This window comes from Methylobacterium sp. GC_Met_2 (assembly GCF_026540795.1).
Lineage (GTDB): Bacteria > Pseudomonadota > Alphaproteobacteria > Rhizobiales > Beijerinckiaceae > Methylobacterium.
Window position 1 is genome coordinate 21,394 of record NZ_JALNUM010000014.1, and the last position, 19,067, is coordinate 40,460.

The window sequence follows — 19,067 nt, forward strand, 5'->3', positions numbered from 1 at the left end:
GCGCGTGATCCTCAGTGCGTTCCGGGAGCGGTCGGGATCGACTGGCCAATTTCGGCCGACACGGAGTCGAGGGCGACGGTCGCCGCGGCCAGGGCCGCCGTCTGGCCGTTCACGGCGGCCTCCAGCTTGGCAAAGGCCTCGCGCGAGGCGTCGGTGTCGATCTGGCCGAGCTGGCGGAACACCGCGGCCAGGATCTGCTGCGACGAGTTGGGCTCGGGCTGCGCGGCTAGCGCGGCGGTCGCCCGCGCCAGCGCCACGCCGACCTCGGACCGCAGGGCGTAGGTAGCGGGGACCTGGAGGTTGCCGGCGTCATCTATCGAGAACACGGCGCGGTCGGCGGCCAGCACGACCACCGAGAGCTTGTCCCAGGTCTCGGGTACGGCATCGGCAGGCGCATTGAGCTCTACGGCGGCCATGGTTTCGGCCGCAGCCTTCAGCTTGTCGGCCGATCCTTTCAGGGCTTGGGCCCGGTTTTTCAGATCAGTCATGTTCGCCTCGATGATGAAGGGGGCGGCCTTGCCCGGCTTGTCTCACTCCTCGACCGAAGCCGTGCGGGGCAGAGAGCTGGGCTTTCCGATATTCGGCGGGCCGCGGCGCCGTCAGTGTCAGCCCCGCATTCGCTGTGACGGCGCGGTCGCCGCCGAATGATTCAGGCCGGGATGTCCCCTGCTGCTACAGCCGCCACCTTGTCGGTGGAGCGGATGCGGGCCTCGACCACCAAGCCGGGGTGCACGAGGCGCCGGGGCTCGACGGTTGCATCCGGTGTCGGGCCGAAAGCCACGTAGATCGGGCCGGCAAGCGCCTCCAGGCGCACGATGAGTGCCGGGGTCTCAGGGTAGTTGGGAGTCGGGGGCGGAAGCGCGCCGGGGTAGCTCGGCGTCCAAGCCCCCGGGGTAGACCCGGTGAGCGGGATGGTGGTGCCGGCGATCGGCATGCCGTCTGCGGAACTGCCTCGGAAGGTTTCGGCGCGAAGGGTGGGCATGGTGATGTCCTCGTTCAGTCAGGGGGTGGTCAGGCCGCCGGCTTGGTGCCGCGGGCCTCGAGCTGCTGGAGCATGTCGGCCCGGGCGAGCCCTCGGCTGTTGGCGCGGGGCGTGGCGGCAGCGGTGTGCGCCTTGACCATCGCGTTGACGACCTGCTGTGCGGTGGCGCGGGGCTGCGGACGCTGGCTGTGGTAGGCGTTGCTCATTGGCGGACCTCCGATGCGGCGGGGTTGTAGGCGACGGTCCCGGCCCAGGCGGTAGCCTGTTCCGGTTCAAGGTCGACGGGGGCGGTGAGCAGCAGCTCGCGGACGATGTCAGCCGGGACGTCCCACCGGATCGCGAGCAGCAGGGCCACGCCCTGGCGGCCCTTCGCTTCCGGCATGGCCATGATCGGCTCGATGCGCTGGAGCGGCGTCTCCGCCGGGACCACGCCGCGCTCGTCGTCGATCCATTCCTGGCGGAGGGACGGGTTCATGCCGCGCCCCGCAACTGCACCACGTCGGCCTCGGCGCGCGGGACGGCGGGCAGCAGATCCAGCTTCTCGCGGACCGGCCGGTCGAGCGGCGCGGGCGGCGGGAGGTCGGACGCCAGTTCGATCAGCGCGCCGTTGTGGTCCCGGTACGGGCTGGCCGTGACGAAGGCGGAATCGGTCAGGCCAAAGGCAGGCAGGGCGACCGCACGGAGGAGCGACCCGTCCTCCCGGGGCTTCACCGCCTCGCGATACCGGGTGCGGGTGAAGGTCCGCAGGGTGCAGGTCAGCGGTACGCCGGAAGTCGGCGCGGTGTGGTGGGCGCTGCCGGGCAGGTAGAGCATGCCACGCCCAGGGTGCTCCGCGGATGCACGGACATCGCCCTGCCGCTGCTCCGGGACGGGATCGGTGCGACCGTCGACCACCCACAACTCGACGGTCTCAACGGAGACGACATCCTCGGGCAGTCCGTGAAGGATGCGCAGTTCGGCCTCCGGACTTGCGATCGCAGGGAAGTCCGGCGCCTCCTTTCCGGCGCGCGCGATGGCGACCTCGGCTTCGGCGAGATCCCGCAGCAGACCACGAAGTGCGCCGGCATGGCGGCGGTACTCGCCCGGGAGCCGCGCCTTGATCGCCTCGACCTTCGCCAGGGCGTCGGTGTGGATTGCCTGGCGGGCGGCGCGGGCCTCGGCCTCACGCACAGCCGCGATGCGGGTGGTCAGAGTAGCGACTAGGGCTTCGGCCCGGTCGAGAGCGATGGTCGTCTCGACCTTTCCCTCCTGAATCTGAGCCAACTCGCTGGGCGTGCTATCGAGGATCCGCTCGCGATAGATGGTCTCAGCATCTTCCCGATCACGGGTGGCGATTTCGATCTGGCGGTAGGCCTCGGATAGGGCCGACATCAGCTTGTCCAGGTCGGTTTCCCGGCGGGCGGTAGAGATGAGGGCGGCGAGGCCGTCGCGGATGATCTTGGGGGCTTTCACGGGCTGGCCTTTCAGGTTCGGTTTACGGGGTGATTCCCGGGAAGGCGCCGGGATCGAAGGCGCCGAAGGCCGTCGGGGCGTGCGGGCCAGCGTCGTCGACACCGGCAATGGTGAGACCCAGCGCCTCGGTCACGTCGCCCACGATGAAGCGGGTATCGTCGCAAGCCTCAGCGTGGGCCTGGACGGCGGCCGCCGCCGGGATCCCGGCTTCGACGAGGGTGCAGGCGATGGCGGTCGGCAGGGCGAAGGCGACGACGTGCGCGCCGTAGAGGGCGCCGCGGGCGAAGGCGTCGCCGATGTCGGCGCGGTCGCGATAGGCGTCCGGGGTCGGGAAGGTGCCGGTTGCCGGCCGGGCGTAGACCGTAGACCGCGAAGGCGTAGACCGTAGACCGTCTACACTCACCTTCCGCCGGCCCGGATCGGTGTTGGCGTCGAGCGCGGCCCGCACCGCATCGATGTCGAATTTTCCGTCATCGCCCTTGGGAACCTGCCCCTTCTTGACCAGACGGCCGAGCCCGGTCGGATCACGGTCCAGGCGGCGGGCGACTTCACGAAGGGTGAGACGTTCGGACAAGGTGTAGACCTCAAAAATCAGGTTTGCCGGGAGGAAGTGATCGCACCTCTCTGGCCCGCAACTCGCCTCCACGGTCTTGGGAGGACCCATCCCCCCTCTGACAGGCAGCCTCGCCCCGCATCGGAGGTTCAGGCCGCCTGTCGTTGGGCTGGGGCGTCGAGCGGCGGGAGCGCCACGCCCTCGGCCTTCAGCTTCTCGCGCAGGGTCCGGCGCATCCACTCGGACGACGTGGTCCGGGATTGTCGGGCGGCTGCGGCCACCGCTTGGGTCAGGCCGGGCTCGACCTTGAAACAGACAGGTACGGAGAACTCGACACGGTCTGAGGACATTGCGGCCGCACCTCGAAGAACAATCGGTGTGGGCTATGTGGTTTGTATTGTCGGCAGATAGCAAGCGGCCGGATCTTGCCTTTTCATTCCGTTCTGTGGTGTTCTGTTTGCTTGTGTTATGTTCTGTTATCTGACGTCACGCCACGCCTGTGTCAGCCTGCCGCAGCGTCTTCCTGTGCTTCACGCCAATGTGTCGGCTTCCATCCCGTCGGAAGCGCGCGCCAGTACGGGCCAGGGTTCCGGGCTGTGCCGCCCTCGCACCACTGGCAGCGCTCGAACACCTCGACCCGCAGACGCTCGTGTCCGGCGATCCACCGCTCGGCCCTGAGGTCGACGCGTCGGTCCCGGGGCGCGATCTCCATCGGCAGCCAGGCAGGCTCCGAGACCATCACAGCCCCGCTTCCACAGAGCCACGATTTCCCCACTGTGGATTCCCCCACACTCCCCCACACCCCATAGGGACTGTGGTGTGGTGGAGTGGATCCACGGTCGCCACGGTGATCCACAGTCGCAGTGTGGGAGTGTGGAAGGGCATCAGAACACCTCTCCGACGACGACCATGACCTGATCGCGGCCTGTTCTGGCGTTGTGGCGGGTGTCGGTTTTCAGGCAGCCGTTCTTCTTCCAGAGCGTCAGGAGTGCGGAGATCCGCTTGCGATCGCCGGCATCATTCACATCGAGGCCGAGGACGGTTGCGGCGGCTTTGCCGGCCCAGTTGTCGGCACGGACATTGTCGGCCCACGCCCCGGCGGCGATCGCGTCCTGCACCTTCCGCACGTCGCCAGGCTGCAGCGCATCGGACAGGCTGGGCAGGTTCCAGGCGGTGACGACACCGACCATGTCACCCGGATATTCGGGCGTGTCGTTGCCGAGCGGCACGCTCACAAGCTCATGCCAGGATGCACCGTCGGCCGGCGGCTGCATATTGGCCTTGCCATCGTCGACCCGGAAAAAGCGGCGGCGCTGATCGGCCTCGACGCCGGCCTGCGCAGCTTCGTCAGACGACATGCCGTTGAGCACCCGGGCCGAGCGAACGGCACCGACCAGAGACGAGCCGCCGCGAGCGTCCTCCACGGTGTAGGCGGCCTGACCGGCTCCGGGCTTCCTGACGTGGTGCACGAAGCCGATGCAGCAGTTGCCCGCCTCGGCGATCCCGCCCCACTCCTTCGCGACGCGATCGACGGCTCCGTTGTCGTTCTCCGGCACGGCATGGGACGAGATGAACGGGTCGACGGTCATCACGTCGATGCGGTTGGCCAGGATCGTCGCCGTGACCGCCTCGACCACCGGGCGCATGACGGTCGTTCCCTCGCCGAGCTTCTGGGCGATGACGATGGGTGTCTCACGCCCGGAGTCGATGAATAGCCGGCTGCCAATGTCCTCTGCCGTGATGCCATAGTGCGCGCAGGCGGCCGCGAGACGGCGCTCGACTTCTTCGCGCGGATCCTCGCCATTCCAGACCCAGACCCGCAGCGGCTCCGCCACACGGATCCCGAGGAGCGGCTTGCCCGTAACCATCGCCAGCGCCTCGACGAGGATCAAGCTCGTCTTGCCCAGTCCGCCGGGGGCGATGGTGGCCGTAGTGAAGCGGCGGATGTAGTGCCGACCGTAGAGCCACCGGCGGGGCGGGATTGACCGCGGGTCGGGCAGGACGAAGGGCGTTGCACGGATCGCAGCTGTTTTTCCGGCCGCGCCCTCCTCGTCGTGCTCCGGGACGAAGGACGAGAACTCGACGTAATCCTCGGCCCGCAGGTGCTCGGCTTCGCTCATAGGCGCCGCGCCTCCCGAACCGCATCATTCATGTCGCCGGGCACACGGGGCCGGGCCAGGATCACCTCGCGCCCGGCGGCGTGCCAGCGCTCGGCACAGATCCGGGCAGCCGCCTCACTTGCCCCACCGTCGTCGCTCTCGACCAGGATCGTCAGCGCGACGACCGGCAGCACCGGGAACACCCGGATCGCTCCGACGGAGCCGAGCGCCCAGACTGGCCGGATGCCGAGGAGTCGCGCCGCAAGGCAAGTCTCGATGCCCTCGCCGATGGCGAGCCCAAGGGTCACTGCGTCGTCCGGGTCGAGTTTCACCGCGGCCCTGGCGGCCGGTCCCAGCATCTTCCGGCCGATCTTCTCGCCCTCTGGCGTCAGCGCAGTCCGGTGCACGGCCTGCAGCCGGTCGGTGTGGATACACCGGAGCGCCGCGACCATGACGGGCGGCCGCTGGTCCCCGAACGCGCAGGCAGCGTGGTAGCGCAGCACCTCGGCGCCAGCCTCGGGCAGACCGAGGCCACGCGAAGCGAGGTACCGCTCTACCACCGTCCCAGCCGGATCGCTGGCCGTGTGCCACATCGCTAGAGCGCGGTGGCACCGGTCGACATTATCGGAAGAGGGTGTAGTTGCACCTACACCCACCCTGCTTGCTGGTAGAAGACGTTGAAACGTCTTCTTCTCGCGCCCGCCGAGGCCGAGCCGCGCTCGAACGTAGTCTTTGGCGCCCAGGTGGTCATTACCGGCATGGTCGAAGACCAGCAGGCCGTCAGGTGCCGCATGGTCGAACAGGACACTGAGCGACCGGTCGCGGGCGGAGTGATTGGGCCCCGGGCAGAGTACGCCCCGGCCGACCACCTCGCCACCGAGTGCATGGGCGGCCGAGCGGAGGTCAATCATCGCGATGCCTCCTGCTCGGCCGCCTGCAGCGCGCGTATCAGCTCCGGCAGGTGCCTCCGGCTCAGACTCACCCCCTTCTTGGTGGCGCGGCGCTCGCCCTCGGTGTCGAAGGCGGCGAAGATCCGCACGTCGACGAGCTCGTGACCATTGAACTCGGTCAGCGCGATGCGGACCTCCTCCGAGGCGTTCTTCGGCACGGTGGCGATGTGGCGGGGTTCGCTCATGGCCTATCCTCCGCGTTATTGTCGCCGCGGGACCGCCGCGTCGGAGCCGTGAGGTTTGCGTAGGCGGCCCAGATCCGGCGCTGGTCGAGCGGAGCCAGCCGGTTCAGCGCCGCGAGCGCCTCCGGCAGGGCACCCGAATCCACCTCTGATGCCTGCAGCGACGCGACGAGCTCGACACCGCGGGGCCCGCAGGACAGGTGGGCGATCGCCCGGAGGCATCGGAGGCGAGCAATGCGCTCGCCCGGCTCGATGTTGCTGGCGAACGGCCCCCAGGCGTCGGCGGTGGGGATCATCGCGCACCGTCCCGCGGGCCGAGCCCGGCGAGCTGTGCGACGACCGCCGCGACCTCGATCCCGCAGCCGAGGCGGCGGGTGATCCGATGGACCGCGAGGTCCCGGTGCGCTATGTGAAAGACGTCGGCTGTCGAGGCGACATCTTCCGAGGGACGTGAGCGCCGGCCAGCGCTCCGTCCCTCAACTGTTTTCTGGGCCATCGTGCTACGCGGCCTCCGTGTTCGTATTCACGGACAGGCCGAGCATCCGCTCAAATGGCGCGACCGGCACAAGCAACAGTCGGCCAATCTTGATCGTCGGGATTTCGCCGCGCTTCACCGCCTCGTAGGCGGCGTTTCGGCTGATCCCGAGCCAGCGGCCTGCCTCTTCGACGCTGATCGTCTTCGAACCCGTGCCGGCTGAACGACTCATCTTCATTACCGTAGCTCCGTAACTATCCTACGATCTGAAAGATGATATTGCTTCGTCCTTGACCATCGCAAGCCATGCTCATACGATTTGTAAGCAGGTTTTGGAGTGGTCGAATGGGTAAGCGCGGACCGGCCCCGAAGGGCGAGTATGTCGGCCAGACTGCCGTGCTCTCGACGCGTCTCACGCCGGATCTCCGGTCGAGACTGGAGTCTGAGGTAGAGAAGCGACCTAATAACACTATATCTCGGGAAGTAGAACATAGAATTAGAAGGAGCTTCATTCAGGAAGACGAGATTATAAGCGCGTTCGGCAGCCGAGAAAATTACGCTTTGATGCGCGTAATCTCGATGGTGCTGGAGCTTTGGCATAACCCAGCCGATCTCGCCGCTGACTGGAAGCACGATCCCACGGCCTACGATCAGGTTTGTAAAAAGATCTCTGCCGTGTTGAAGGCGATGCGCCCGCCAGGCGAGCCGCAGAAACTATCCGACCTCGAGCAAGCGCTCGCCGACGTGACGGCGACAGAACATCCGGCGGTAGTCCTGAAAGGGATCCAGGATGCCGAGCGGGCTCTTCCACTCACCGGGAGCCGGAAGGCGCAGATCCGATCGCTGATTAAGAGCGACCTGGGCGAACTTGCTGACCGACCGCACATCTTCCAGGGTACGGCGGACCAGATGCGAGCTGAGGCTGACCGCCTGGACCGTGAGAAGCAGCTTGCCTCACCGCCGAAGAAGAGGTCGCGTCGATGAAAGGTCACATCCGCGAGCGCTCGCCAGGCAAATGGGCAATCATCCTGGACCTGCGGGATCCGGAGACCGGCAAGCGCAAACGGAAGTGGCACACCTTCGCCGGCACGAAGCGCGAGGCGCAGAAGGAGTGTGCCCGGCTGATCACGGCAATCGGGGGAGGGGACTACGTCGAGCCGGCCAAGGAAACGGTGGCGGCGTTCCTCGATCGGTGGCTCGAACATGTGCGGACGCTGATTTCGCCCCGCAGCCACGAGCGCTACACGGAGCTCGCCCGCAAAAACATCGTGCCGCTCCTCGGCAACGCGGTGCTGACGAGCCTCCGACCGGAGCAGATCTCGGCGGCCTACGCGAAGGCGCTCGTCAGCGGCCGCCGGGACGGTACCGGTGGTCTGGCGCCCCGCTCCGTCCACCACATGCACCGAATCCTCCGCCAAGCGCTCGGCCAAGCCGTGAAGTGGCGCATCCTGGCGCGGAACCCCGCGGACGCCGTCGACCCGCCTAAGGTCGAGCGGACCAAGATGCGGGCGCTCGACGCCAACGAGACCGCGGCGCTCCTGACGCACTTCCGGCCAACTCGCATGTTCGTGCCGGTTGTGCTCGGCGTTCTCTGCGGTTTGCGCCGAGGCGAGGTCACAGCATTGCGTTGGCGGGCCGTCGACTTCGCCACCGGTCACATCGCGATCGTCGAGAGCACCGAGCAGACCAAGGCCGGCATCCGAACGAAGGACACCAAGAGCGGGAGGTCTCGTCGCGTGGCGCTGCCGTCGTTCGCCATCGAGGAACTGCGCAGTCACCGGGTGCGCCAGGCCGAAGAGCTGCTGAAGCTGGGCGTGCGGCTCACAGACGATGATCACGTGTTCGCCCAGGCCGACGGCCGGCCGGTCCAGCCCAACAGCCTGACGCACGAGTTCACGCGCATCCTGGCGCTGTCCAAGACGCTGCCGCGGGTTCGCTACCACGACCTGCGGCACAGCCACGCGACGCAATTGCTGGCGAACGGCGTGCATCCGAAGATTGCGCAGGAGCGCCTCGGGCACTCCTCGATTGCAATCACGCTGGACCTGTATTCGCACGTCCTGCCGGGAATGCAGGAAGACGCAGCCGCGAAGGTTGACGCTGCCCTCCGCGCGGCCATAGACAGGTCCGCCGGATGATTGGGTAGCAAAGCGGTAGCAAACGCCGCTTTTCAGGCCCACCCGTCCAGGCAGATTGTCCAAGCATTGCAATGGCTTGGAAGGGTGGCCGAGTGGTTTAAGGCAGCGGTCTTGAAAACCGCCGTGGGGGCAACTCTACCGTGGGTTCGAATCCCACCCCTTCCGCCAGCATGCGTCGGCCTCGCTGAGGTCGCCACGGACATCAAACCCAGTCTGAAGCGCCGCGCCCATCCGCGGTCCCGATCGGTATCGCGCCGGATCGAAGGTCACACCGTGCAGTTACGGATGTCATCACGCTGGCGGCCGGAAGCGTTGGCTTGTGCCCGGGTTGACGCGCGGCCGCATCTCCACGCTCGTGTCTGCGCCCGCGTTGTGAGTCATCGTGCGGGCAATCGAGGTGATTCCATCGATCCGTGCGCCGAAGCCGTCATACTCGAAAGAGGCGTTAGCTGCCGTTTCAGTCAGGCCATGCTGCAAAAGCTAGCGTCTGTTTTTCTATGGTCGTGATCGCGCCCGAGCAATCATCGGTAAATTCAATCAAGCTCCATTATCCAATTCAGCAAGTGATTTTTCGATCATAGATACTTGGCAATGGTGGCATTCCCGTTGAGTAGCTTACTCGCGCCATGCGACAAGCCCTCGAATTCGTGGCGGTTACCCTCGATCAGCTGCCTACTGCAGCTCTCGAGCGCGTCCCTGTCGTTCAGCCCAATGCTCCGGGGAGTCGGACTGTATCGAATGACGATCGGCACGGTCCCGCCCCCATTGCCAGACATGGACAAGGGCCGGGTCCGACCGCCGGGTGGGGCACCCATCAGGCGCCCAGACGCCGTTGTGCGACCCTCGGAGTAGGAGAAATCGGCTCTCCCTGTTCCGACACGTCACGAAGTGCCGCGACCATGATACCGGTCTGTGCGTCGAGTTCACGGCGGTGCCGGTCGTGTCGAAGAGCTCGCCACGCCAGGAAGCATCCGACCAGAACCGTTGCCGAACTCGCGGCCAGGGACGCGCCGATGGCTGCGGCCCATGCCCCGAGAGGAAAAAGGGCAATCGCAGCGAGGAACCCAGTGCCGAGTGCGACAGCCAACAGGACGATCATCACAGCCTCGCCCGACCCAATTGGAACTGCTTCTGCAACAGCCTCCATGTGACTACGCCGGCGCGGTTAATCGAGGGTCAACATTGAGTTTCTATTTCTATAATTCGCCAATCCATTTTTCTCACCGATCACAGCGTCGGGGATTACTGAGCTTGTGGATTTGAACGCGACGCGGCTACGCAGATCGTCGCTGCGGAACTGAGCCGGAAGCTTGCGTCGGCTCCCGCGTCCGGTGGAGCGCGACGGCGTTTGAATCGTTCGTATGACAGGCTACGATCATTGGATAGGAGCGTGCCATTAGGCTGCCGAAAACTGAATTGACTTAGTATGAATCCGTCATATCTAGTACGCATCGATCACTTGTCGGTATGCGCTACAGGGTATAACGTTCGGCGATGGCCGAAGCGGGTACAGAGGCTGACATGGCCGTCGAGGACTCCTCCGCCAGGCGCTTGGTTGAGATTGCGGCACTCTTGGGCTGCCCCGTCGACAGCTTCTACGCACCTGGCGAAGACGCGTTCGGTGTCGGCATGACCTGCGAGTTGTTGAGCCTCTGGAGTACAATCCGTCACCCGGAGGTGCGTCAACGCATCCTCGAGGTCTTGCGGCACGAGACAGAGCGTGACGTCGTTGCGCCTGAGGCCGCCGAGTAGCCGGCTCTCGACTGGACCCGTGGCCGAAGCCGCAAAATTTCCGAGATGTGACCGGCGAGGTCCATGGATCGGTCTGATTCCGGAATGGCAAATTGCGTCGATGCGGGTTCGGCTTGGTCGCTGCGATCCCTGAGGCCTGACATCGCTCGGCCGAGGCCGCGGCTTGATCCTGCGTGTCCGTTGGTGAGGAACGTCGGTCGAAACGGGGTCGGGCAGGACCCAAACGAAAAGGCCGGCCGGGCATGACCCCGGCCGGCCTCTATATTGATCGAGAGCTATCTTAGCGCAGGAGCTGCAGGACGCCCTGCTGCGCGGAGTTCGCCAGCGAGAGCGCCGAGATACCCATCGACTGACGGGTCGACAGCGCCTGCGAGTTGGCGGCCTCCTCGTTGAGATCGGCGTTGGTGAGGTTCGCCGAGCCTGTGCCGAGGATGTTGATCAGCTGCTTGGTGAAGTCCTGACGGTTCTGCACCACGGTCAGGTTGGAGCCGAAGGTGCCGGACTGAGCGCGCAGCGTCGAAGAGGCGCTGTCGAGCTTGGTCAGGACGGCGGTGATATCCGAGTCCGCCTGGAAGTTGGAGTTGGCGCCTGACGTGGCGACAGCTGTCAGGTTGAGCCCGGACGACGAGAAATCGACACCCTGGACCTGAAGGTTCGACTTTCCGTTCTCATTGAACTGGATCTTGAGCTGGTTCGAGCCGCCGCCGCCGAGCAGGTTGACACCGTTGTAGCTCGCATCCGAGGCCAACTGGTCGATCTGCGTCAGCAGGTTGTTGAACTGCGTGGCGAGGCTGGTACGGGTGGCGTCGCCCGAAGCCGGCGTGCCGGCCGTTCCGGTGATGCCGGACGCGAAGCCGATCTTCGCACCGTTCGTCGCGTCGAACGTGACCGCATTCGTGGACGAAGCCGCCACGATCTTGAGTCCCGAAGCATCCGCGGAGAAGGCGTTCGTGCCGGCGGCGGTGTTGAGGGCGCTGATGGCCGCCGTCACGTCACTGGCGGTCGTGGCGCCGCTGGTACCGGTGCCGGCTGCGAGCGTCGCGTTCTTGGTGACACCGTCGACGGTGAAGCTCACAGCGGTCGTGCCGCTGGTCGCAGCCGTATAAGTTCCACCCGTGGTGGAGGTCGTTGACCCGGAAACAGCCGCGGTCGCGTAGTTCTTGCTGGCCAGCGCCTGGTTCGCGAGCGACTTCGCGCTGTCGATCAGCTTCTGGATGCTGGTGATGCCCTGGTTGGCGGCCTGGATGACCTGCACGCCGTTGCTGACGCCGTTGAGCAGGTTGTTCAGGTCGTTGGACCGGTTGTCGAGGCTCTGAGCGGTGAAGAAGCTCAGCGGATCGTCGAGGGCCGAGTTGACCTTCTTGCCGGTGGACAGGCGGTTCTGGGTGGTCGCGGTCAGGGCCGCCGTATCCTGCAGCGAGAGCAGGTTCTGACGCGTGGCGGCCGACAGGGTGATGGAGGACATCGATTGATCTTTCTGATTAAGTGCCACCCGTTTCTCGGGTGCCGCAGTAATGCCGCCGCACAAGTTTCTTTCGCGTTAAAGGGTGGCGGCGTTTGCAAGTAAGCGAGACGATCCTTAATTTTCTCTGCGTATCTCGATTCAGATTCTCTGTAATCGCAATTGGTCACCGATGCCCTTGCTATTCGTAAGCTACTTGATCTTCAAAATTACAAGCAATGTCATTTATATATTTTGATTTAGATGTAACATCGAAAGAAATAGTGCATTTCACCGCAATCGGACACGTGAAGGTAGCTATCTCTGCCCTCACACCTCGTTCGGGCCGGGTGAACTGCCCGTGCGCCGCCTCGAGCCCGCAGCCCTGGTTTCGACGGCGCGCTGGAAGGCGGCGAAGACCCTGTGCATCTGCGGCCGTTTGTAGGGATAGAGCTCCACCGGATCCATGTCGTGAATGACCATGCCGGTGTCGGCTTCGAAGACGAGCAACCGGTTATCGCGGCTCTCGGCGCAATCCAGGATCAGATAGTCGAGCCCGGTCCGACGATGGATCTCTTTGAAAGCCGTCCGGTGACGCGGCACGAACAGATCGTCGAACTCCGACATCGCCGCGGCCTCGGCGATGCGCTTGGCGGCATCGGCATTCATGCCCGCATTCAGATAATGGATCATCCAATGATCCCGAATCGCCATGTGGCAGAGGAACGGGACACCATCGATGAGGACGATCCTGAGCTTCCGGTACAGCCCATCCGGCCCGCTGTAATCGCAGAATTGCGTGATGTAGTACGTCGCCGCATCGGTGTTGCGGGCATACGCTGCAAGATCCTCGCTGCGATCGATCTTTTGCAGTGCATTGCCGGCATGGGTATCGATCGGCCGGATGAGCATCGGGAAGCTGAGATGTGCCGGCGGCTGGTTGGCCCCTGAAGCGATGTCCGCGCCCGTCGTACGGACGACGCGCGGGATCAGGAGGCCCTCCGCCCCATCGAGCGCCTCGGCCAGCCCGTGGCGGGATGTCTTGAGCACGTGGCGCGGATGGTTGACCACCGGGCGGTCCCAGTGCGCTGCGGCCATGGCCAAGGCTTCGAGCACAGGCTCGTTCGCCGTGGAATAGGCGACGCCGACGACGCAAACGTCGTGATCGGGTAGAGGTGCTGGAACCGCCTCCCCAGGGAGAACGAACAGGTATTCGAGCCGGAAACTCGGGTGGTCCAACAGGAAATCGACCGGCGTGTTGGCCATGAGGTCTCCCGCCGTGACGATGACCAGAACGCGCGTTTTCGCGTCGCACCCATTCGCTTGAAGCTGGAAATGACGGCAGCTCTGCAGGACCTCGTTCTGGAGCTGCAAGGCAGGCTCAAAGCGATGCATCAGCAACAGGATGGTCGACAGATCGAGGGCGGTACCGGCCTCAAGGGTACCGCTTCCGGCCTGGGTCAGGATCGCGTCGGCCCGGGCGGCCATATCGGCCCCCTCGAAAGCCGCTCGGATGAGGCGCGCGGGCCCGATCATCGGGCTGGGATCGGCTTCGTAGGTCGCTGGCGATGACATCTGATCACTCCCGCCGAGGGCCTGCCGGTCTCGGCCGTTTCACGTGCGTCGTGAATATCCGGTCAGCGCCGTCGCGTGGATGAGGCCGCCCGGCGGAGCGCATCCGCGAGTGGACCGTTCGGCGTGGCCTCCGGCGACGCGCGCGGGCGCGCCGGCCGCGGTTCGGATCGTGCGTCTGCCATGGGTCGCGCCGGAGCCTGCGTCTCCACGGGATCGTCGAGACGCATCGACAGCGCGATCCGCTTGCGGGGGACATCGACGCCGAGGACAAGGACGCGGATCACCTCGCCGATGCGCACCACCTCGGTGGGCGATGCAATCCGGCGGCGCGCCATCGCCGAGATGTGGACGAGGCCGTCCTGATGGACGCCGATATCCACGAAGGCGCCGAACGCAGCCACATTGGTGACGACGCCTTCCAATTGCATCCCCGGCCGCAGGTCGCCGATCGTCTCGACACCCTCCTCGAAGCGCGCGGTCTTGAATCCGGGGCGCGGATCGCGGCCCGGCTTCTCCAGCTCGGTCATGATATCGCGCACGGTCGGCAGGCCGAAACGTGCGTCGACGAAGCTCTCGGGATCGAGCTTGGCGAGGGCTGCCGTGTTGCCGAGCAGGACGTGGATGTCACTCTTCGTCGCCTGCAGGATCCGCCGCACCACCGGATAGGCCTCCGGGTGGACGCCGGACGCGTCGAGCGGGTCGTCGCCCGCGCGGATCCGCAGGAAGCCCGCGGCCAGCTCGAAGGTCTTCGGACCGAGCCCTGGCACGGTCTTCAGGGCGGCCCGCGAGCGGAACGGGCCATGCGTGTCCCGATGCGTGACAATCCTCTCGGCCAGGGTCGATCCGAGGCCAGACACCTGCGCCAGCAGGGCCGGGGAGGCCGTGTTCACATCGACGCCGACCGCGTTCACGGCATCTTCCACCACCGCCGACAGGGAGCGCGACAGTTTCGCCTCGCTCACATCGTGCTGGTACTGACCGACCCCGATGGATTTCGGATCGATCTTCACCAGCTCGGCAAGGGGGTCTTGCAGGCGCCGGGCGATCGAAGCCGCGCCGCGATGGGACACGTCGAGATCGGGCAATTCACGCGACGCGATCTCGGAGGCCGAGTAGACCGACGCGCCAGCCTCCGAAACCGTGACCTTGACGAGCTTCAGGTCGGCGTTCTCGGCGACGATCTCGGCGGCCAGCCGCTCGGTCTCGCGGGATGCGGTGCCGTTGCCGATGGCGAGCAGTTCGACGCCGTGAAGACGGCAGAGCCGCCCGAGTGCGGCCACAGCCTCGCGCCAGCGGCGTTGCGGCTCGTGCGGGTAGGTGGTCTCGACCGCGACGATCCGGCCGGTCCGGTCCGCGACCGCGACCTTCACGCCGTTGCGATAGCCCGGATCGAGCCCCATCGTGGGCCGACCGCCGGCCGGTGCGGCCAGGATCAAGTCCCTGAGGTTGCCGGCAAAAACCTTGACCGCCTCATTCTCTGCGCGTTCGAACAACCGGGTGCGCATGTCCTGCTTGATCCCGGTGCGGATCTTGGTGCGCCAAGCGGTTCGTACGGTTTCGAGGAGCCATGCGTCGCCCGGACGTCCGGCCGCTGCGACACCGAAACGCCGGCAGATCGCTGTCTCGAACGGGCCGGGAATCCCAGGCGGGGAGTCTTCGCCGTCCGCCGCGTAGACGAGGTCCAGGATTTCCTCGCGCTCGCCGCGGAAGATCGCAAGGATGCGGTGCGACGGCATCCGATCCAGCCGCTCGTTCCACGCGAAATAGTCCGAGAATTTCGCCCCCTCGTTCGCCTTGCCCTTGCGGACTTTGGAGATGAGCTGGCCGCTGCGCCAGTAATCCGTCCGCAGGCGGCCGATCAGGTCGGCATCCTCGGAGAAGTTCTCGATCAGGATCGCCCGGGCGCCCTCCAGCGCCGCCGCCACGTCGGCCACGCCGCGCTCGGCGGACACGTAAGCCGCCGCTGCTGCTTCGGGATCGTGATCGGGGTGCTTCAAGATCGCCTGGGCCAGCGGTTCGAGACCGGCCTCGCGGGCAGTCTGAGCCTTGGTGCGGCGCTTCGGGCGGAAGGGCAGGTACAGGTCTTCGAGGCGCGCCTTCGTGTCGGCCGCCACCAGGGCTGCGGCCAGGGACGGGTTCATCCGGCCCTGCGCCTCGATGCTCGCCACGATCGCCCGGCGGCGGTCGTTCAGGTCGCGCAGATACGACAGGCGTTCCTCCAGCTTGCGCAGCTGCGTATCGTCGAGCCCGCCTGTATTCTCCTTGCGGTAGCGCGCGATGAAGGGAACGGTCGCCCCGCCGTCGAGCAGCGCCACCGTGGCTGCCACCTGCGCTTCGGCGACGCCGAGTTCCTCGGCGATGAGCGCGGTCACGGCTTTCATGCGGTCTCCGATCGGCAGGGTGACGGTTGGGTGAGATGCGCCTGGCCTGCCAAGCCGCCGGAAACGTGGCGTCCGGTCGGCGAAGTGATCGGCCACAGCTGGATCCGCCCCGAAACGTGAATGATCCAGAGGTTCAATCTGTGGACAAGACCCAGATAGCCGGGCCAAGGCAATGAGCGTATCTGCGTCACCGGAAACCTGCAACCATCTCGCGAAAAGCGCCACAAGCCAAGCCTATCAAATCTTGCGAATGCTTTGCCGCCTCAGTCTATCGGCTGCATCGCCTGTCGCACCGCATGCGCGGATCTTGACGGCAGACTGTGCGTGTCATCCCGATGTCATAGCCGAATGCAATCCTTTTCCCGCCGCATGCTCCGAAAGGCAGGCGCCTCGTGCAGTTCGTGATCCGCGAGAACAATCGGTCCCTGTGGTCCTGGGTGCTCGTGAACGAGACAGCCGAGACGGTCACCGAGTCGCGCCGGAGCTTTCCATCGCGGGCGCAGGCGACTGCTGCCGCCCTGGCGTTCTCGCAGCTCGTTGCCCGGGCCGGGCGCACCTTGTCGGGTGGTCCGCGTCAGGTCGGATTTTTTTGATCGAAGCCGATCTGTCAGGTCCGGTGACGGACCATACCGATCGTGCTGAGGCATGCGATCGCGCAGCCCACGCCCATGGCGCCGAGGCAGCTGATGGTGCGGTCGGGTTCACACCGCGCCAGCACGATCGCGACCGTCAGCGGCAGAAGCAGGAAACCGATCAGTAGAATCATGGCGCGTTCCGGTCGACGGGAGCGATGGACCGGGGTGAATCTACCGGCTGAACGGTTAATTGCGCCGGAACGGCTGGACCGCGCGTGACGATCCTGGGCACCGGATCGCCGCGCGGTCCACGACGCACGGACTTGCCGGGCCGTCCGGTCAAGCGAGACGGACCAATCGTTCGATCAGGGCTGGATCGTGCAGCAGCGCCATGCGCTCCCGCGGTGTCAGCCAAGCCTGCGCCTCCGCGACCGTTTCGGCTTCGCCGATCTTGGCGGCGGCGAGGGTTCGGTCGGGGTCGATCGCGCCGCGGGGCCGATGCGAACCGCGCGGCAGCATGTCGGCATGCGTCTCGGCCAGGTTCGGGTTGGCGTGGAGCACGGCGAGGGAATCAGCCTCGTCGAACCCGGCTTCCACGTTGCGGGCCGCCAGAACGGCGGCACGGCTTGCGATTGCAGGGGGCGCGACCTCTTCCGGTGTCGCGAGCAGCCGCCGGCGTTTGAGCGCCAGTCCCAGGCCGAGTTGGCCGCTCGCCCAGGAGATCGGGATGGCCAGCACCAGACCCACGATCGTGGGGCTCATCCAGAGGAACAGCGAGGTCGCGATGGCGAAGGCCGAGATGCCCGCCACGACACCGAGCAGCGTGTGCCACGTGTGCCGTCCGACGATGTCGCGCAGCGGAATCGAGCCATCGTCGCGGCGCTGCGGGTTCCAGCCCGTGTCGCGCCCGAGCAGGATGCTCATGACGGAGCCGGATTGGACCACCATGGCTACCGGCGCCACCAGGGCCGAAAGCAGGATCTCGACCAAGCTGGAGAGGACGAGCCGCCCGCCGCCGCCGCAGGCCCGCCGGACCGATCGGTCGAGCAGGGCGAGGATCAGGCCCAGAAATTTCGGCGCCAGCAGCACCGCCATGGTCAGGCCGAACAGCTGGAGCGCGCGGACCGGGTCGAAGCGCGGAAAGACCGGCGAGAACCCGGCACCGCCGAAATAGTCCGGCCGCTCCGTCGCTGTCTGGAGGACCAGCAGGATACCCACCACCAGTTGCAGCAGCCACAGCGGCGAGGCGAGATAGCCGGCGATCCCGGTGGCGAAGTGCTGGCGGGTGGCCGGATGCAGGCCTGCGGCGCGGATCACCCGGGCGTGCTGGAGGTTGCCCTGGGCCCAGCGCCGGTCACGGACAGCCACGTCGATCAGGGACGGCGGGCTCTCTTCGTAGGAGCCCTCCAGGCGGTGCAGCATGTAGACCGCCCAGCCGGCCCGGCGGATCAAAGCGGCCTCCACGAAGTCGTGGGACAGGATATGGCCGCCGAAGGGGGGCTTGCCCGGCAGATCCGGCAAACCGCAGGATTCCGCGAAGGCGCGGGTCCGGATGATCGCGTTGTGGCCCCAGTAATTACCGTCCCGGCCGGACCATGCGGAGAGCCCCGCGGCGATCACCGGGCCGTAGATCCGCGCCGCGAATTGCTGAAGCCGGGCGAACAGCGTGTTGCGGTTGATGATCAGCGGCAGCGTCTGGATGATGCCGGCATCCGGGTCCGCCTCCATGGCGGCGGCGAGCGCCACGATCGCCGGGCCGCTCATCAGGCTGTCGGCGTCGAGCACGAGCATGTGGTCGTAGCGGCCGCCCCAGCGGGTGACGAAATCGCCGATATTGCCGGCCTTGCGGTGATGGTTCTTGGGCCGGTGGCGGTAGTAGAGGCGGGCGTCCGGGCCGAGGCGGTGGCGCAGGTCGAGGAAGGCGCGCTCCTCGGCGATCCAGGCATCGGCCTGCGTCGAATCGGACAGCACGAACCAGTCGAAATGCCGCCCGAGGCCGGTCGCTTCCACGGCCTCCCGCATCGCCTCGACGCCCGCGAAGGTGCGGGCCGTGGCCTCGTTATAGACCGGCATCAGGATTGCGGTCCGGGTCGTCAGCGCCGCCGGGTTCGTCGGCGACGGTCGTTCGCGGCGCAGCAGCATCGCGAAGCCCAGCAGCCCGCTGGTGAAGGCCAGCGCGATCCACGAGAACGTCAGGCAGAACAGGACGACGAGGGCGAGCTGGAGCGCGGTCGGGCTGCCGGAGACCGACACGGTCTCGACCATCTGCCAGCCGCCGTAAGCCGTGAGCGCCAGCGCGCCGCCGAACACCCAGAGCCGCGCAAGCCAGGGGTTGCGTCGCTGATGCGCGGGTCGGTGGGCGGCTGTAGCATCCCAGCGCGACAGGTTCTGGACCGGCATCGCCAGCGGTGCCTCAGGCGGCAGCACGGGTCCGATCTCCGGCGTCGCCGCACCGGACGCGGATACCGGCTGGAGCGCGGGCTGAGGCAGGGTCATCGTCTCGTCCAATCGC

Annotated in this window: 21 protein-coding genes and 1 tRNA gene; 5 read left to right on the forward strand and 17 right to left on the reverse strand. The window is 66.3% G+C overall.

From position 1 onward, the window contains the following. Positions 1–11: 11 nt before the first annotated feature. From OXS49_RS07705 to OXS49_RS07760, 12 genes are all read right to left on the reverse strand, one after another. A complete protein-coding gene (locus OXS49_RS07705; RefSeq protein WP_267423183.1) occupies positions 12–488 on the reverse strand; it encodes a hypothetical protein in 477 nt (158 codons plus the stop codon). 161 nt (positions 489–649) lie between these two features. After that, on the reverse strand, positions 650–982 hold the full coding sequence (locus OXS49_RS07710) for a hypothetical protein (protein ID WP_267423185.1): 333 nt from the start codon (positions 980–982) through the stop codon (positions 650–652). A gap of 29 nt (positions 983–1,011) precedes the next feature. Next, the gene (locus tag OXS49_RS07715; protein ID WP_267423187.1) at positions 1,012–1,188 is read right to left on the reverse strand and encodes a hypothetical protein; all 177 of its coding nucleotides are present in this window, start codon (positions 1,186–1,188) and stop codon (positions 1,012–1,014) included. Next, positions 1,185–1,457: a hypothetical protein gene (locus OXS49_RS07720; protein WP_267423191.1), complete on the reverse strand. Its 273-nt coding sequence runs from the start codon at positions 1,455–1,457 to the stop codon at positions 1,185–1,187. The genes OXS49_RS07715 and OXS49_RS07720 overlap by 4 nt, the downstream gene beginning before the upstream one ends. Continuing rightward, positions 1,454–2,434 carry a hypothetical protein gene (locus OXS49_RS07725; RefSeq protein ID WP_267423193.1) on the reverse strand — a complete coding sequence of 327 codons (981 nt, stop codon included), beginning with the start codon at positions 2,432–2,434 and terminating at the stop codon, positions 1,454–1,456. Before OXS49_RS07725 ends, OXS49_RS07720 begins: the two co-directional genes overlap by 4 nt. Positions 2,435–2,456: 22 nt before the next feature. Continuing rightward, positions 2,457–3,008, reverse strand: coding sequence for a hypothetical protein (locus OXS49_RS07730; RefSeq protein WP_267423195.1), 552 nt, complete (start codon positions 3,006–3,008; stop codon positions 2,457–2,459). 128 nt (positions 3,009–3,136) lie between these two features. After that, entirely contained in the window at positions 3,137–3,337 is a 201-nt protein-coding gene (locus tag OXS49_RS07735) for a hypothetical protein (RefSeq protein WP_267423197.1), read from the reverse strand. 534 nt (positions 3,338–3,871) lie between these two features. Then, positions 3,872–5,107: an AAA family ATPase gene (locus OXS49_RS07740; RefSeq protein ID WP_267423199.1), complete on the reverse strand. Its 1,236-nt coding sequence runs from the start codon at positions 5,105–5,107 to the stop codon at positions 3,872–3,874. Then, entirely contained in the window at positions 5,104–5,997 is an 894-nt protein-coding gene (locus OXS49_RS07745; RefSeq protein ID WP_267423201.1) for a toprim domain-containing protein, read from the reverse strand. The genes OXS49_RS07740 and OXS49_RS07745 overlap by 4 nt, the downstream gene beginning before the upstream one ends. After that, entirely contained in the window at positions 5,994–6,221 is a 228-nt protein-coding gene (locus OXS49_RS07750) for a transcriptional coactivator p15/PC4 family protein (protein WP_267423203.1), read from the reverse strand. Before OXS49_RS07750 ends, OXS49_RS07745 begins: the two co-directional genes overlap by 4 nt. Further along, a complete protein-coding gene (locus OXS49_RS07755) occupies positions 6,218–6,514 on the reverse strand; it encodes a hypothetical protein (protein WP_267423206.1) in 297 nt (98 codons plus the stop codon). The genes OXS49_RS07750 and OXS49_RS07755 overlap by 4 nt, the downstream gene beginning before the upstream one ends. 204 nt (positions 6,515–6,718) lie before the next feature. Then, a complete protein-coding gene (locus OXS49_RS07760) occupies positions 6,719–6,925 on the reverse strand; it encodes a helix-turn-helix domain-containing protein (RefSeq protein ID WP_267423208.1) in 207 nt (68 codons plus the stop codon). Between the two features lie 113 nt (positions 6,926–7,038). On the opposite strand from OXS49_RS07760, the gene OXS49_RS07765 reads away from it, so the two are divergent. The 4 genes from OXS49_RS07765 to OXS49_RS07780 all read left to right on the forward strand — a co-directional run bounded on the left by OXS49_RS07765 (position 7,039) and on the right by OXS49_RS07780 (position 10,583). Next, positions 7,039–7,677, forward strand: coding sequence for a hypothetical protein (locus OXS49_RS07765; RefSeq protein WP_267423210.1), 639 nt, complete (start codon positions 7,039–7,041; stop codon positions 7,675–7,677). Further along, positions 7,674–8,831, forward strand: a complete 1,158-nt coding sequence (locus tag OXS49_RS07770; RefSeq protein ID WP_267423212.1) for a tyrosine-type recombinase/integrase — start codon at positions 7,674–7,676, stop codon at positions 8,829–8,831. The genes OXS49_RS07765 and OXS49_RS07770 overlap by 4 nt, the downstream gene beginning before the upstream one ends. 78 nt (positions 8,832–8,909) lie before the next feature. Continuing rightward, positions 8,910–8,999, forward strand: a tRNA-Ser gene (locus OXS49_RS07775). A gap of 1,353 nt (positions 9,000–10,352) precedes the next feature. Then, positions 10,353–10,583 carry a hypothetical protein gene (locus OXS49_RS07780; RefSeq protein ID WP_244005953.1) on the forward strand — a complete coding sequence of 77 codons (231 nt, stop codon included), beginning with the start codon at positions 10,353–10,355 and terminating at the stop codon, positions 10,581–10,583. A gap of 280 nt (positions 10,584–10,863) precedes the next feature. Here OXS49_RS07780 and OXS49_RS07785 read toward each other — a convergent pair whose 3' ends face one another. The 3 genes from OXS49_RS07785 to OXS49_RS07795 all read right to left on the reverse strand — a co-directional run bounded on the left by OXS49_RS07785 (position 10,864) and on the right by OXS49_RS07795 (position 15,980). Further along, the gene (locus OXS49_RS07785; protein ID WP_244005952.1) at positions 10,864–12,048 is read right to left on the reverse strand and encodes a flagellin; all 1,185 of its coding nucleotides are present in this window, start codon (positions 12,046–12,048) and stop codon (positions 10,864–10,866) included. A 306-nt stretch (positions 12,049–12,354) separates the two neighbouring features. Continuing rightward, positions 12,355–13,560: a hypothetical protein gene (locus OXS49_RS07790; protein WP_267423233.1), complete on the reverse strand. Its 1,206-nt coding sequence runs from the start codon at positions 13,558–13,560 to the stop codon at positions 12,355–12,357. A 101-nt stretch (positions 13,561–13,661) separates the two neighbouring features. Then, a complete protein-coding gene (locus tag OXS49_RS07795; RefSeq protein ID WP_267423234.1) occupies positions 13,662–15,980 on the reverse strand; it encodes a Tex family protein in 2,319 nt (772 codons plus the stop codon). Positions 15,981–16,372: 392 nt separating this feature from the next. Here OXS49_RS07795 and OXS49_RS07800 point away from each other — a divergent pair, with 392 nt between their 5' ends. Next, positions 16,373–16,573 (forward strand): hypothetical protein, encoded by a 201-nt coding sequence (locus tag OXS49_RS07800; protein ID WP_244005949.1) that lies wholly within the window; start codon positions 16,373–16,375, stop codon positions 16,571–16,573. Between the two features lie 14 nt (positions 16,574–16,587). Here OXS49_RS07800 and OXS49_RS07805 read toward each other — a convergent pair whose 3' ends face one another. Together OXS49_RS07805 and mdoH are read right to left on the reverse strand one after the other, a co-directional pair. Further along, positions 16,588–16,746, reverse strand: a complete 159-nt coding sequence (locus OXS49_RS07805; protein WP_267423237.1) for a hypothetical protein — start codon at positions 16,744–16,746, stop codon at positions 16,588–16,590. A 148-nt stretch (positions 16,747–16,894) separates the two neighbouring features. After that, positions 16,895–19,051, reverse strand: coding sequence for a glucans biosynthesis glucosyltransferase MdoH (gene mdoH / locus OXS49_RS07810; protein ID WP_267423238.1), 2,157 nt, complete (start codon positions 19,049–19,051; stop codon positions 16,895–16,897). Positions 19,052–19,067: the final 16 nt, after the last annotated feature.